Genomic DNA, 14841 nt, shown 5'->3' with positions numbered 1-14841 from the left:
GTGTTAGATAGAAGCAACACCGACTTCGGTTTCATCAACCACGGCAACACCAACGGAGAAGTTGTAGTCCAGATACCATTGCTTAGTCTCGTTGGAGAAACGGAGTTCAGCAGAGTCCATATCGGATTCACCATCAAGGCCAAGTTGGAAGTTGGAGATGCGACCGATGTAGATCTTATTCTTACCGTTCAGACCTGCGGTGGGCTGCAGCTTGATCGTGGTACCGAACAGAACCATATCATCAGTTGCCTTGTAGATGTTGGCGTTGGCCAGAGCAACCAGATATTCAGCGTACTTATCCTCACCGATGAAGATGCGAGCATCTTCGGCTTGGCGTACTTCAACCGGCATACCGAGATAAGCGGCCTGAAGCTTAGCGATCAGGGTGGAACCTGTAGCGGTGAGCGCAACACCGGCACCAACCTGCTTCATTATACCGTTGATATGCTTGTTGTTGGTGGTACCGGTCAGAGCCGTATCACCATTCCACAGCATCACTTCAACAGCAGCAGCGATCTTCTTGGAGCGAACATCCATCAGGTATGCAGCGAACTCCGGGGTGAAGCTTTCTTCGGGCGCTTGGCCTTTGGCAAGCATCGAAGCGAAGAAGGTGTTATGGAGCGACTTGGGACATACGTTCTGATAGTCGCTGATCGGCTTAACCGTGATGGTCTTGCTTGTCAAGGTAGTATTACCAACTGCGGTACGGCCACAGCTTGAGCCATCTTGGAAATTCGCATCGGTATCCATCTTCAGGATAGCAGCGGAACCTTTAACGCCGGATTGAACGGCACCGTTCTCAATGAACAGTTTAGCGGTAGTTGCATTGGCAACAGCTTTAAGGGCGATTGCTTTGGAGTTGTTGGCTACATAGGCCGACAGACCGGTTACATCAAATGGCATATTGGGTTTTCTTTTAGGTTTTGGATTATTGGTTGGGACTTTCATCCCGGTTTTTATAGTAGTATGCGGTCCCTGAACGGGTCACATCCTTACTTGGAGTTGAGGATCTTGGCGAGATCAACAAGCTTCTGTTCCTTGCTATCCTTCACGGTGTTGTTCGTGGAAGTTTGGGAGAACTGGACCGGCACCTTGGCAAGCTGAAGGATTGTCTTATTGAGATCAGCAGCGGCCTTGGTGAACTCGGCAACTTCTTCCTTCGATGCAGCGACTTCAACCGAAGCATTCATCTCATCCACCTTGGCGGCGAGATCAGCAAGCTTGGATTCCAGATCGGCAACTTTGACCTTCAGTTCGTCAACTTCAGGATTGGGTTCAGCGGGAAGATCTTCTTTAGGCTGTTCATCAGCGGGGACCTCAGCAGCTTCCACCGCATCTTCGGCGGGGACTTCTGCAGGTGCATCTTCACCTTCAATGGACTCGATCAGTCCATCCTTCACGGTGAACTTGAAACCATTGTCCAGTTCATAGTTGCCATCCGGAGCGGGTTGAAGTTGGCCATCGGCATCGATCAGTTCGACCTTCGATCCAACAGCTTTTTCGCTGATCTTGATCTCGGCTTCCGACCACACTTTGTTTTCTACGAAGTCTGTCATTAAGAGACGGACTGACTTCAGGAGTTGTTGAATTAGGTTCATTCTTATTATTTGGATTTTGCTTTATTCTGAAGCAGGTGATTCAACAGCTTGAGGGCGTTCATCAGTTCCTGTTCATCTGGATTGGTAGTATTCATGGCAGGTTCGAAGAATTCGAATAAACCTTCCACGCTGAAGCCTTTGACCTTACCGGCCTTGATCTCACCCCACACCTTGGGATCAGTCACCTTCACCCCGACCACCCAAGTACCATCCGGGAGATCCAGACCCTTCGGAGCGGTCATTCCCTTTTCGGAATCCACGATATAGGATTGGAATATGAAAGACTTGGCGGGGGTTGCGGTGTGATGCAGGTTCAAGTTGGATTGGAACCCCTTCTTGAAGTACACCTGTGCGATTTCCCTGATCGTATCCTTGCTGAAGAACACATTGTATTCAGTCCCATCTGGATCCTTCCGGAAGATCTTCATATCAGGCACCATTGCTGCGCCTAACAATTCCATCCTTTCATCATTGCTTGCGAACATCTCCCGATGGGCATCCTTGCTAAAGGCTAAGAAGTCTGATTCAATAGCCGGTTCTTCAACCAAGGCGATTGCATCCACGATGGATTGGGATCCTTCATTGATGCGGAGTTCATATAGGGGAAGCTTCATTGATAGTCTTTCTCAAGTAGTAGGACCATCAACGGGGAAAGACTTTTTCAGTAGCTTTAGGCAAACACAGGACTATGGCATACCAACCCCACCACAATGAATTCGACGCTTTCGTAAAACACTTTGGTAGATACACTTTCCATCCTACGCTTAGATCAGAAACACTAAAGAATCTTGGCCTAACTTCATATGACGTAACGAGTAGAAACTCAGGTTCACAGAGAGAGTCCAACCACGTTTTAGTTATTACATTGGAATTTGAAAAAGCAAGTATCTATATCCATGTCAAACTGGACGATTATACAGAGGTGGTAACGATGGAAGCCTGTAATGGAAATAACACCTTTCTTATTCTAACTCACGAATACCGTGTTCAAAATTTTTCAACCAAGGACTTCGTAGAATTCATTTTAGAGGCCATGTGGTACCTGAAATCTGTAGGATGGAGGACCGGAATGAAGAAGGGTATAGAATCCAATTGTAGTAGTATCCTTGATGAAGCAGAAATAGAAATTGCAGAACAAAGAGAAACCCCGGAATAACCGGGGTTCTTTACTTAGATACTTCCAAGCTTGTTGAGGAAGTTGGTTCGTTGTTCGTTCTCCTGAAGATCCCGATCCACGATGTACGCCTTCACCACTTGGTTCTGCGGATTGGTCACCCGCACATCTTGGGGTTGGTTGTTCGCTGCAGATGTGGCCATTGCGTTGATGATGGGGGCGGTTGAGATCGCCGGGGCTGATACCCCACCACCGCCTGATCCACCCTTCGCCGGAACATTAACAGCGGTGATGGCCTTCACCTGACGCATACCAGTAGCCACGATTGATGCCACGCTCACCACTTTCTGGATCGTACCGAAGGGTTCAGGAAGAACGGTCTTGGCCTTAATAACCTCGGACGCACCCTGATAGGTATTGATAAGGGCCGAAGCAATGGCCAACCCTTTACCGGCAACGGTCTGCTTGCCCACGATCTCAGCAAGCATATTGGCCGAATCACCCACAGACTTCAATGCGGCGATCTTGTTATCAGCTTCAAGCTTTGCAAGCTGCATCCTTGACTCCGAATAAGCAGCTTCATCATCGGTGATTTCCTTTTCATGCTTGGCCTTCAGGTTCCTAATCGCATCCTGATCCGACCCAAGCTTGGCAAGATCCTCTTGGAACTTCGCTTCCTTGAATGCCCTCTCCGCATCGTATACGGCGGTAAGCTTGGCAAGCCTCTGCTCCGGTGAATCATCCTCACTCACCTTGTTGTCGGTTTCCACCTTGATCAAGGTCGTTTCCGAATTGATGGTGTTCTTCCGTAAGGTTTCCGACCGATCCAGTTTATTCAACTCATCGGCTTTTAGCTTTTCAAGGATCTCCTTTTGCTTCGCATCGGCAACCTTGATCTGCTGATCGAAGTTTTCAATCAGCTTGCTCCGCTGTCTCTGGAACTCGGTGGTCTGGTAGCCATCAATGAACTCTGTTATCTGCTTCTGATACTTCTTCTCCACCTCAAGATCCAACCCGGCCTTCTCCTTAAGGATTGCGGTCTGTGCGTCACCCGCCTTCAGGTTGATCTCGGCAACCCGCTTGTTGTACTCCGCTTGGGATATAATCTTCTTGGATAGGGCTTCCTTTAGATCAGCAACTTCATCGGCTTGCGTCTGTGCGATCCGCTTCTTCCGTTCCTGATACGATGTATCGATATCCAATAGCTCCTTCTCCCGGTCATTCAACCGGGCTTCTATAGCCTTCCTATTGGCTTCCTCGGTGATACCCTGCAGTTCACCAAGGGCTTGCTTATACTTTTCATTAGCGGCCTTCAGGTCAGCGATCCGCTTTTCATTCTCGGCCTTCGCTTTATCTGCTTCCTGCTTTGCTTTATCAGCATTCTCCTTGGCCTTCTTCCGGGTGGCGTCAGCACGATCCGCATCATCCTGCATATCAGCAAGCTGATTGTCGCCCATCTTCTTCAATTCGGCTTTGGACGCTTCACGAACCTGCTTATCCAGATCGGCAAGGGCTTCCGCACTAAGCTTCTTATCCTTAATCGCCCGGTCGTATTCATTCCGGAGGTTGTTGTAGTGAGCGGATAAGGCTTTCTGTTCTTCTTCCCTACCTTTCTTCCGGACCGCCTTCAATTCATCTTCGGATCCCCCGGCTTTCTTGACCAAGATCTCTTGGGCCTTGCTGTTGAATGCGATTGCATCCAAGTTGTCGTTCAGGCTCTGGTTCAACCCATCCACCGTGTACTTCAGGCTTGCCTGTGCTTTCTCCGCTTCATCTGTTCCGCTGATCCAGTTGGTTATCATGGGAAGCAGGGCAGCGATAGCAACCACAAGGGCACCGATACCGGTGGAGATGATGGCTGTCTTAAGGGCTTTGAAGGCGAAGGAGGTGGTGTTGGTAGATATGCCAAGAAGCTTCATGGCCCCGGTGGCAAGGTTGGTCGATACGGCATTGATCTTCTGGAATGCTGCCGTCGATTGAATAACCGTCCCGAAATTCTTGAACGACTGCTTGATATCATCCACCGAATTGAGCGCATCAGAGAAGGCCATAAGCCCCTGCAGCTTGGCCATCGTTTGGGCCGCTGTCTCTGACTCAACTCCTAAAAATGCCATAGCCCCGGCGACACCCTGCACCGCACCGGTCGCACCTTGAGCAAGTGATACCAGACCCTGAAGTTTGTTGTCAGGATTAAACGCCTCAACTGAAGCATTGAACTCGGAGAACTCATCACGGAGGTTGGCCAACCTCGAAGCTGCTGTTGCAAACTCCTTGGAGGTGGTACCGAACTGCTGTGCAATCTTCTGCGCCTCGTTCGTGGCTTCCTTCAGTTCCTGCTTCAGCGTCCGAATAGGCTTATCAAGGGGGATATCACCCAACCCTTCAAGCTTCTCCCTTGCTTCATCAATACCTTGGTTCAACCCGGAGGTGTCGGCACCAACGCTGATTATAACCTGCTTCCGTTCTTCTGCCATGAAATCTATGTTTCATGGTTAGTAGTCCGAACTCTGCTAATTTGATAAAAGGCACTACCTTGGACGAACCAAAACCGAGCAATAATGAATCGCTATCTTTTGCCTCTATTTATTGTTGTAGCATGTTCCAAGAAGTCAGACAACACACCTTCTACACCAAGGGTGAATCAGTATAATCAATCCCAACTTGTAGGCGTTTGGATAAAAACATCAATGACAGCTTCACAGGCATTCACGTATAATGGTATTACGACCACAAATTACTTCGAAGCATTTCCTGCACTACAAGACAATCGATTCACGCTTAGGACTGACCTTACCGCATCAATCCGACCAAACGCCGGCCTAACTTATAGTAACGCATTTTGGAAAATAGAAGATGACAACTTCATGTGGAAACAGATCGCAAACTCGACATATTATTCGGAACCAATTATATCGGTAACTACATCAAGCTTTAAGACAAAAGGAAACTATACTGCAGCGAACGGCCAAATCCTTGAAGTAACATCAGAATTCACAAAGCAGTAATCACGGCATTGCGATCTTTTGAAGGCTCACCTTGGAAGTTGTCTTGTTATTGTCGTATTGAACCTCAAGGATCTTCCAATACGAGTGACCGATATCACCCATATCAATGAATACCGGTGTACGTAGATCCAGATTGGTGATATCCATTTCATTCAACCTTACCTCCACATCAGCATAGACCACATTGAGGTTGGTAAGATCCGTGGTCTGAGTGATGTAGTACAAATCATAGGCGGTCGGACAGGTGTTCACCTCTGGAACCATATCGAAGTACACCTGCTTGGGCGTACCGAAGTGGAGATCTTCAACCGGGGTCATGTTGAACAGACCCGGCTGATACCAATAGTTCCCGACCTGAGCATACGTGGTGACCCCGCTCACGATATCTGCGGTGGATAGCGAACCAGATACGACCGCATCCTTCGTAACCGAATAGGTTGAACAAGCCTTCAACCCGTTATAGAACAGGATCCGGATGTTGCTCTTGATCGGCTTCCGGGATGTGGCATCCACCTGATAGATAGCGGGGTGGACCCGCTTGGTTCCAAGGTATTGCACCAAGGGAGTTGGGCTGAAGATCAGTTCAACCTTCTTCTGATCAGAAAGACCATAGGCATCATTGAACTCAAAAGTTCCATAGACCTGACTCCAATTGGTTTTATAGGTCTTGTTCATGAAGTCCTGATCCTCCTTGTAGGTGAACAGGTACTTGGTAGGAAGGTGTACGTTGGGACGCACCCGGATCGATGCGGAGCGATCCAACTTGAAGGTCCAATCAACGGCATTGGTGGACAGGTTCAGCGGTGAGGCATACGCATAGAAATCATTATAGGTCTTAAAAATCAGGTGCTTCGACTTGGACTTCTCTGCGTACACATACAGGTTGAACATCCCCATTACCGACTTGATGAAGTCCATCTGCTTCACCCCCTGTGCGGCCACAGGAACCACAGCATCACCGTATTGGGTCAGGAAGGACAGCATACTTCCCGCTTGCTTCGGAAGCCTGAAATGAGATTCAGAAAGGGTATAAAATACCTTGACACCCAAGATCTGTTCGAAGGTCATTGCATCCCCAATCACTTCAATCCTGAGATACAGTAGTTCGTTCTCCTTGAATTCACGTTCCGGTATTTCCATCTCAAGGGTTGTGTTGGAAGCAAGACCGGAGTTGGCCGGAACGTTGATATCCTTTGACGCCACGATGGACCATTCCCCCGGATTGGAGAACTCCGGATCAGAAGATGATATGAATCCCCTGCTGCATAGCTGCAGCGATAACTTGACCGGGGTTCCGAAGGTGTTCGTGAAGCTGCTCATCTTCACCTTCATATACCCCCCTGTGGTGAAGGTCCGGTTGATGATGAAGGTGGTGTTGGCCTCACCGTTGAACGACCCGTAATAAGAGATCAGCGGCGATCCGGTGGTATCCAGATCCTGCAGCAACAACGCCCGGCTCATGTAGGTCTTATCGCCGGTGGCACCGTACTGTGATTGTCCCACGTTCTGCGATTGTGTTCCGGTGGTGGTTGCCGATACCGATACCGTGGTGGTCTGGTTGGCCACATTCTCCGCATTGTTCGGAATCACCAAGGAGTTGAAGCGATCAGTCAGGTCTGCTGATCCTGCGATCTCATAGGTATACCCGGACAGGGATGGCTGCTTGAAGATCCTATCAAAATATTCTTTGGCATAGATGGCCGGTCGGAAGTTGCTGATGTGGATCCTGTTGATATCGCTGTTAGCTTCAAGCTGCTTGAAGGTGTGACCGTAATCCATGAACCCGTACACATACCCCGACCCCTTCACGAAGGGAGAATAGGTGTACCCGGAGGTGGCTGCATTCCAACGTTGGGTACGGACCTCCCATGAATCCTTGATGGCATTCCATGTGAACTCATGCTTCAGATCAGACAGATCCAGAGCATCCATATAGGATTGGGATATCACCTCCCTGAACTCAATAAAGGATCCGGTGATTACCGTCTGATAGGTGATGTTCTGGTTCTTATCAACTTGGATCTCCGTGACCCTCATCGTACCCCGAAGCAGCAACACCGAATCTTCATAGATCAGGCAATCAACCTTCCTTAGCGGGCTATAGTTGAAAAACAACCTGTTCCCAAGTGCGAAGTCGGAAATTCTGTTAAGGTGATACAGATTGCCAAAGGCGTTGTTGTTCACCCCGGTTCCCTTGAAGTTGATGTGCTTGGTGATGGTATCCTTCCGCTTGCTGATATCCGAGAGGTCACCAACGGCGAAGGAGGTGGAGAAGTCCACCTGCTCACAATCCAATTCAACCCAATTGTCCCCATCATAGGGATCTACCAAATAAACCTGATAAGCCATGTAAGTTCTTTACGTGGTTAATAGGGCTTAGAAGCTGTAGGTCTGGTTCCCATAGGAAGTCGGATCCACGGCGGTGATGGTAGCGGAGTAGAAGTCACCCTCACCAGAAGGTACCGTGGCCACGTATTGTGAATAGGAATTTGTCGATCCTGGGGAAATCGTGGCCGTTCCGAATCCTGCAACCCCGGGAGAAATCCCATAATCAAATTCAATATTGATGGAGGTTTCCAATGTATGTGTAGCATAGGCGGTCACATACAACAAATCATCCGTTCCGTTATCCACCGAACTCAAGACGATGGAGATCGTCACATCATCTATGATAGCCATACAAGATCCATTGGCATTGGCATAAGCCTGACCACCCGAATCAAGAGCGGCAAGAGCCTGATCGTCTGCATCCTGTTGCGAGATCGTTGAACCGAATGTTCCACCCAATATGGTGTACTGAACCATTGTTCCCTGTAATCCAGATCCGCAATCGTTCTTTTGGAAGAAGTCGGATTGCTCCGTATTGAAGTAGATCGGATCCTGCTGACACAGGCCATAGTTATTGGCAAAGGTTTGGCCGTTATCCAGAACCCGGTCAAAAGCATTCTGATCCACTAATGACTGAGACACCGTGGAATAGTAATACCCCACCGGAACCCAAAACAGGAACGGCGTTGGGGTATATCCGGACGGACAGGTATTGAAGAACTCATCCTCATGACGTGCGTTCACATAATAGTTCCCGATCCCGGAGGTGATGGATGCTGTATCCCTTGTTGAGAACACATCCAACGGGAAGCGGTTAGCCATGTACGACCAAGCCGTTGATCCAACGGATTCCCATGACTTCACCTGATACTGACCATCCTTGATGATTCCGTACTGGAACGATCCATCAGCTTGCAGGAACTTATTGAGATCCTTCAGGATCTTGGCGTACTTGGTGCTGTTCCCCATCTTACGGTACGCAATAGCCACCGCATAGGAACCTTCCATCCATACTTCCGTTGAACCGGTGGTTGCCTTGTATCCGATGGCTTGAGTCACCGGATCGATAGCAGAATAGTTGGCCTCGATCCGGGCAAGCAGTTGGTTAGCCTTAATTACTTCCCCTTCTTCCTTCAGCATGTATACCCCAAGGAAGTTCGCTTCAAGATTATCGGTGATGGACGCACCATCCTCCTGCCTTCCACCCATAAAGCAGGTGGTACCGGATACCCATAGCTTGTCCATGATTACATCGTAGAGGTCCGAAGCGGCTTGGAGGTACGCAGAATGCAGCACCCGGCCGGCCTGTTTGAAGGCCAAGTAGGCTAAGATGTTATCGGGTGTTAAGGCTCGGTAATCCACAGGAGCCGGGTTAAAGGTGGAGTTGTAGTACGCACCCTGACCGGCTGTGACCAAACCACCATGAAGCCCGATGTTCTGGTTCACGGCAAGGTGCTGCAGCAGCTTGTACAGGTACTGACCCACCTGCGCCACGTTCGTTGCATACGGATTCTTCTCAAGGTAGAAACCAAGAGAGTACGCCACGGTTGCAATGGTGCCGGTCTTGAAGAACAGATCCGGAGCGGGGGTTACCCCGTTACCTGCAGGAGCGATATGATTCACCTTGAAGGGGATTTTACCCGCCTGATCTGCAGCAAGGATACCACCGGTGATTTCTTTGGCAAGCGAGAAGAAGCGACCACCAGAGGCGGCAAGGATGGCAAGGCCCGCATCATAGGTATAGTTGGAAGTTTTGGTATCGGTGTAATACTCTGGATCCGTGTTGGGGATCAGGAAAGACCTTGGAAGAACGCCCCTTGTGGTGGTCGCTGACATGACCACTTGGGTTGAAGCCCGGACAATTTTGATAAGAGATTGCTTATCCTGATCGTCAAATGTGAATTCATAGATATTGGTCGTGGGGATGCTCACAGCATCGATCAGTTCTTCACCCCCGTTCTCAACCAAGAACAGTCTTAGGAATACATCATCATAGAACCCGTTGGTAGAAGGTTCAGTTGAAGGAATAGTAAGAGTACCAGTTAGCGTTCTGATTGCCATTCTTTTCTTTAGTTAGTATTGGTGCGACCCATACGAAAAAAAGAAATACCGAACGCTTTTGAAATGTGCTTACAGACCCGTATATTTTTAATAATTCACTTACCGTTTTGAAAAAGTTCCGGCACGGAATTCTCATTAGCTTTACAGAAATGGATGGTTTAATAGTTGTCTAATAAACTGTCATAACATTCTAAACCTTTGTAGCCGGCAATTAATTAAAGCCATCTACAACAACTCTTATGAACTCTTAATCGACCAGATCAAAAGGAACTAAATCGATCTTGACTTAAGATTTGTTCCAGAATAACTGTTCGAAATTGATCTGAGTTTGTGGAGATGTTTAATTGTCGGCATCGCAAAGACTTTATTACCACTAAATAATTAGAAAAGTTTTAAACACATTAATGTGAATGAATATGCATAATACATTGACACCAAAATGTTTCGCAAATAATATCCACAATTGCACAGAATATTAGCACGATGTGGGCATTTTTTTCTTTGCCACCTCCTTTTTTACTGCTTTCTTGCCGTGTTGCTGAAACCTGTAATAATGCGGTATAATAAAAGTTACCGGATCCCGCTACAGGACTTGTTTTCAGGATCAGGCGGCTTTATCCACCGCCTGTTGATAAAAGAGGGACATCCGGACCAACCGTTTAATTTTAAACCGATTCGTATAAACTATTTTTGACATACACCACCGTAATTTAAAAACGAACGTAAATGAATGAAATTCTACAATCTGTAAGTGAATGGGTAAAAGAAAACAAAACAGAATTGGGTAAGCTGATAATACCGGCTCTCGCTTCGATCTACTCTTTAAGGCGTCACTTTGTTAGGACTCCCCGGCTCCTGCTTTGTAAGGATAGAGCGTATATCAAATGGGATGGCACTTCATTCGAACTAAAGTATAGGTTCGACCTATGCAATCAGGATAGGAAAAGGGCGCTCTATCCGCAAGCTTTTATAAAAACTATGTCTTTTATAGAAATGGGCGGATCTTATAAGTGTTGCACAATTCCGAAAAAAACTGCAGTTCCCGGCCATGATAGAATCTCGTTTGAAATAAAGTTGACGATATCTTCTTCGACCCTCCTTAATGAAACGATAATCAAAGATGTCAAGTCTAAGATTCACAAATGGGTTCCTATTGACGACTTTAATATAGAATGCTTATGTCTTTATATTCAATATCAGACGACAGGCGGCAAGAAGGTATTCCTACCCTACGAGGATCGCAAGCCAGATGCTGATCAGAAGATATTGACTAAAGAACCTTATGAAGCAAAACCTCTTACGAACATCTATAAAAGGGCCGCTTAAGCTTACCTATAGTTCTGTGAATAGTTCGTTGAATAGCTTCTTCCGGTATTTGGGTTGATACCATACCCCGGGATGTTGAGAACGATTGCATTCATCTGCGAATCGATGAACTCAATGCTTGACCTCGTTGTAGCGTAGGCTGTGACCCCTGCAGGGATTACACCGTCAGCCATAGTGAGTTCAATGCTCATCGTGTTTAGGGATCCACGATTATACTTGCCTCTTGGAATCTGGTAGGATGTTCCGTTTAGCATCGCCGGAACCAACTCGCCTGATCCCAATTCCACAAAGACCTGCTTGCTCCTATACAGTTCCTGCAACCAATAAGCTTCAGCATCACTAAGGTGAAGGCTGACCATGCGGGTTGTGGTGGTCGTATTATTTGAGATGATTACATCGGAGGGATTGAAGATCCCGCCCGACTGATCGCTATATACCCCCTCTGCATTTATCGCATGGGTGTTCCGCTTCATGCTGTTGCGGCTCACGTTGATCGTGTCCTGTGGTGCGATGAACTGATATGAATCTACCCCACCAAGGCTATTGATCCAGAGAACATTCACGTAGTCATAAGCACAATCAGCTTCCTCGTAGAAATAAACCCGTTCTTCCGACCGGGCGATTGCCGACTGATCCACGATATCCACCACGTAATATCCAACCCCTTCGAAGCTAAGGTTGGATGAATCCTTCATGGACTTGGGGGATACGTTCAACCGGTAAGCCTGATAGGTATCCAGATCTTCAAGGGCCGTGGTCACGCTATCCACGATGGACCCGGATCCGTCAAAGGTTCTCACCCTTGCATACAAGTTGCTGAAGCTTCCATCCTGAAGGAAGTACAGGTACTCCGCATTGATATCATTGACCTTGTTGTAGTTGGGCTTCCCTGTCAAGAATTGGGCGGTGCTGCTTTGGTTCACCACGTACTTCCCTTGGGTTAAGGTGGATCGCTCGATCCTGCCCAACTCCGCATTGAAGATGTAGCTGATCGCATCATCATCCGTGAACACATCACCATCCGTAAGAACGCCACCCACATTGGTAACCTCGGTGATTTCAATCTGGTAACCACGAACAAGCTTGGCCATCGGAGCAACCAGAAGGTAGGAATCCGTATTGACCTCCCACATCACCACGTTCTGAAGCAGCTTGGATAGATCGATATAGGATCCGTTCTGGTAGGCGGGTGTTGGAAAGATGTTCAAACTATTGATGATACCCCCGCTCTCCGCTTCGCTCACCTTCACCTTGAAGTACACAAGGTTGGGATCCGAACTGGATACTTGCCAGATCAGGTGATTGCCGGAAGGTGAGAAGGTGGAAGGTTTGGTTACGACTGAAATCATCCTACTTTTTTCAGGTTAGTAGTTATTAGGTTTTTCTTATCTTTGAAACTCGGAGGCTCGGGAAAGACTGAGTTCTCAACACTATGACCCTTTGGGTTCTTTTAGAAGCTTTTTGCTTTTAGATCGCAAACCAGATCGTACTAAATGATTTGACTATGAACGGCGAACAGAATTCCGCCGTTCCCACAGTACACCCGCCGTTGCCCGTTGTGTTTCAATTCAACAACTGTGAATTCAACAACACAACATTCGTATCACAATCACCTGCCGTTAATCAAAATGTGGGAACGTGTCAGAAGGACAAAAAGTGTCCCTTCCTGACAGTATGTAAATGGATTTTAAAGATCAAGAAGTTGGTGACCCTGTTCCTTCTTCTGGTTGCTTGGCTGTCGGCTCATTAGGCCAACGCCCAAGTGGGCAACCACTATGCGGGGATCTGCTCTTTGCCACCAACGGACAATGGCAGACCCCACATACATCCAAACCGAGCATATTGGTCTTGGAAGGACAGGTGTTGCATACTCCCAACCGCTCTTGGGATAGGGCTTCTATTGCCTGATCGGAATGAACCACGTTCTTCCACCCGGTCAGGATCTGGTTGATCTTCTTCATCAGCTTGGGATTGTTCTATTGCCTCCCCCGTCTCGGGGGTTGATATCAATCTTCTGATTGATCTGCTGTATTGCGAAGTCTGTGAACTGTGCGGTGAGATCGTCAATCAGCTTGGGAATCTCCTTGCTGTAGATCCGCCTTGGTCTGAAGCCCTCGTTGAAGATCTTGGTCGAGACCGCCCAAGCAGCACGTTCAATCTTCTGCTGATCTGTCAGTTCCTTGAAGGGCCGATCCTCCGATCTTTCCTGATCGGAAATCCTATCATCCATCTTTCTATGGTAATCGTTCTTGGCGGTCAGGAAGCCTTGCTTGCTCTTGACCCAATCGATGAAGGCTGAAGCCGGGGGACGCTTATCGGTGTAGCGGTGAGGCGTATCATATCGCTTCTTCTTGGATCCGTTCACCCCTCGGTCCTGAAAGATCAGGTGAGGGTTGGCCATCACATGAACTACATCCCCTACAACCTTGATGCTGATATCGGAGATCTTACCGGTGGTGACAAAGTTCTTTTCCTTGCTGATGTTGGCTTGGACCCGTTCAATGAACTCACCAACGATGGTTTCCAATACCGATAGTTCCGTATCGAATTGGGATTCATCCGTTCCAAGTCTTGCAGCTTGGGTGTTCAGCGCCCGCCTTGTTGCGGCCTTGCTTGCTCCACGTATGTTCTTAGCCATGATTCAATCTGTTCATTTCATTCTCCATCTTTATGATTTGGACCATCGATAGAACATCAATGGCCGGGCGTTCCATTACTTCAAAGTAGGTACACCGGGTGTAATCCGCTACTTGCTTTCCAAGGAAGAACCATCCGTAAGATTGTTGGATCTGCTTTCTTGCTTCCTGCTGATTCGCTTGCATCGTGTGACCGCCTTGGTCCATCCCTCCTGAACGATCAGCCTGATCGCCTTCCATGCTGTAGATCTGGATGTAGTCTTGAAATATTTTCTGACATACATCCGTAACGTAAAAAAACCGGACATAGCCTCCTGCGTCGATAGGTTCAAGATCTCATCCTCAGTCAGCTTGTTCTTGCTGAAGGCTTTGATCAGCAGGTGGAGGTTGGGAAGGGGATTCTTGGACAGTTGTTGGAAGGTCACGAAATCATCATAGGATACGGACTCAACATCCTTCCATTGGATAAGCCCTTTTTTAGAGGGCTTTAAAGGCTCCGATATGAATGCAAGCTTCTTCCCCATCTCCATGACGATAGAGGCAGGAAGGGCTTCTAATGCATCGATGGGGGTATTGGTGAGGACGGCCGCAACCCGGATGGTGTTATCCAGACCGGTGAACAGGTTCAATGGATCCTCCGGGTCTTGATCTGCGATCTCCACTTGGGTCAGCTTGATGTAATCCTTCAGCGGAAGTTCATCCCAACTTGAGGGGAGCGATTGGATCAGGGTCTTTGTGTTGATGTGTGCCTTCATGAAGGGTTAGTATCTTCC

Annotated in this window: 11 protein-coding genes; 2 read left to right on the top strand and 9 right to left on the bottom strand. The window is 47.9% G+C overall.

Annotated elements, in window-relative coordinates; translation table 11 throughout:
* Window positions 1-3: 3 nt before the first annotated feature.
* Genes ABD937_RS07385 through ABD937_RS07375 form a run of 3 tightly spaced genes read right to left on the bottom strand, consistent with a single transcriptional unit; the run spans window position 4 to window position 2212 of the window.
* Window positions 4-948 (bottom strand): hypothetical protein, encoded by a 945-nt coding sequence (locus tag ABD937_RS07385; RefSeq protein WP_345254731.1) that lies wholly within the window; start codon window positions 946-948, stop codon window positions 4-6.
* Between the two features lie 44 nt (window positions 949-992).
* On the bottom strand, window positions 993-1598 hold the full coding sequence (locus ABD937_RS07380; RefSeq protein WP_345254729.1) for a prolipoprotein diacylglyceryl transferase: 606 nt from the start codon (window positions 1596-1598) through the stop codon (window positions 993-995).
* A 5-nt stretch (window positions 1599-1603) separates the two neighbouring features.
* Window positions 1604-2212, bottom strand: coding sequence for an XkdF-like putative serine protease domain-containing protein (locus ABD937_RS07375; protein WP_345254727.1), 609 nt, complete (start codon window positions 2210-2212; stop codon window positions 1604-1606).
* Between the two features lie 74 nt (window positions 2213-2286).
* Here ABD937_RS07375 and ABD937_RS07370 point away from each other — a divergent pair, with 74 nt between their 5' ends.
* Window positions 2287-2754 carry a hypothetical protein gene (locus tag ABD937_RS07370; protein WP_345254725.1) on the top strand — a complete coding sequence of 156 codons (468 nt, stop codon included), beginning with the start codon at window positions 2287-2289 and terminating at the stop codon, window positions 2752-2754.
* A 14-nt stretch (window positions 2755-2768) separates the two neighbouring features.
* On the opposite strand, the gene ABD937_RS07365 is transcribed toward ABD937_RS07370, so the two are convergent.
* From ABD937_RS07365 to ABD937_RS07355, 3 genes are all read right to left on the bottom strand, one after another.
* Window positions 2769-5186: a hypothetical protein gene (locus ABD937_RS07365; protein WP_345254723.1), complete on the bottom strand. Its 2418-nt coding sequence runs from the start codon at window positions 5184-5186 to the stop codon at window positions 2769-2771.
* Between the two features lie 531 nt (window positions 5187-5717).
* On the bottom strand, window positions 5718-8066 hold the full coding sequence (locus ABD937_RS07360) for a hypothetical protein (RefSeq protein ID WP_345254721.1): 2349 nt from the start codon (window positions 8064-8066) through the stop codon (window positions 5718-5720).
* Between the two features lie 27 nt (window positions 8067-8093).
* The gene (locus ABD937_RS07355; protein WP_345254719.1) at window positions 8094-10106 is read right to left on the bottom strand and encodes a DUF5977 domain-containing protein; all 2013 of its coding nucleotides are present in this window, start codon (window positions 10104-10106) and stop codon (window positions 8094-8096) included.
* A gap of 726 nt (window positions 10107-10832) precedes the next feature.
* On the opposite strand from ABD937_RS07355, the gene ABD937_RS07350 reads away from it, so the two are divergent.
* Entirely contained in the window at window positions 10833-11432 is a 600-nt protein-coding gene (locus ABD937_RS07350) for a hypothetical protein (RefSeq protein ID WP_345254717.1), read from the top strand.
* A gap of 2 nt (window positions 11433-11434) precedes the next feature.
* Here ABD937_RS07350 and ABD937_RS07345 read toward each other — a convergent pair whose 3' ends face one another.
* The 3 genes from ABD937_RS07345 to ABD937_RS07335 all read right to left on the bottom strand — a co-directional run bounded on the left by ABD937_RS07345 (window position 11435) and on the right by ABD937_RS07335 (window position 14823).
* Complete coding sequence (locus tag ABD937_RS07345) at window positions 11435-12781, bottom strand: hypothetical protein (RefSeq protein ID WP_345254715.1); 1347 nt, start codon at window positions 12779-12781, stop codon at window positions 11435-11437.
* A gap of 611 nt (window positions 12782-13392) precedes the next feature.
* Window positions 13393-14070 carry a hypothetical protein gene (locus tag ABD937_RS07340; protein ID WP_345254714.1) on the bottom strand — a complete coding sequence of 226 codons (678 nt, stop codon included), beginning with the start codon at window positions 14068-14070 and terminating at the stop codon, window positions 13393-13395.
* Between the two features lie 108 nt (window positions 14071-14178).
* Window positions 14179-14823 (bottom strand): hypothetical protein, encoded by a 645-nt coding sequence (locus ABD937_RS07335; RefSeq protein ID WP_345254711.1) that lies wholly within the window; start codon window positions 14821-14823, stop codon window positions 14179-14181.
* Between the last annotated feature and the right edge of the window lie 18 nt (window positions 14824-14841).

It is taken from the genome of Flaviaestuariibacter amylovorans, assembly GCF_039541815.1.
Classification (GTDB): Bacteria; Bacteroidota; Bacteroidia; order Chitinophagales; family Chitinophagaceae; genus Flavisolibacter; species Flavisolibacter amylovorans.
Note: the sequence above shows the minus strand (reverse complement) of the source record. Positions and strands in the feature narration are given on the sequence as shown.

Coding starts and splice junctions, on each gene's coding strand:
- ABD937_RS07335 (WP_345254711.1), bottom strand. CDS start 14,823: ATGAAGGCACACATCAACACAAAGACCCTGATCCAATCGCTCCCCTCA.
- ABD937_RS07360 (WP_345254721.1), bottom strand. CDS start 8,066: ATGGCTTATCAGGTTTATTTGGTAGATCCCTATGATGGGGACAATTGG.
- ABD937_RS07365 (WP_345254723.1), bottom strand. CDS start 5,186: ATGGCAGAAGAACGGAAGCAGGTTATAATCAGCGTTGGTGCCGACACC.
- ABD937_RS07350 (WP_345254717.1), top strand. CDS start 10,833: ATGAATGAAATTCTACAATCTGTAAGTGAATGGGTAAAAGAAAACAAA.
- ABD937_RS07380 (WP_345254729.1), bottom strand. CDS start 1,598: ATGAACCTAATTCAACAACTCCTGAAGTCAGTCCGTCTCTTAATGACA.
- ABD937_RS07375 (WP_345254727.1), bottom strand. CDS start 2,212: ATGAAGCTTCCCCTATATGAACTCCGCATCAATGAAGGATCCCAATCC.
- ABD937_RS07345 (WP_345254715.1), bottom strand. CDS start 12,781: ATGATTTCAGTCGTAACCAAACCTTCCACCTTCTCACCTTCCGGCAAT.
- ABD937_RS07370 (WP_345254725.1), top strand. CDS start 2,287: ATGGCATACCAACCCCACCACAATGAATTCGACGCTTTCGTAAAACAC.
- ABD937_RS07340 (WP_345254714.1), bottom strand. CDS start 14,070: ATGGCTAAGAACATACGTGGAGCAAGCAAGGCCGCAACAAGGCGGGCG.
- ABD937_RS07355 (WP_345254719.1), bottom strand. CDS start 10,106: ATGGCAATCAGAACGCTAACTGGTACTCTTACTATTCCTTCAACTGAA.
- ABD937_RS07385 (WP_345254731.1), bottom strand. CDS start 948: ATGAAAGTCCCAACCAATAATCCAAAACCTAAAAGAAAACCCAATATG.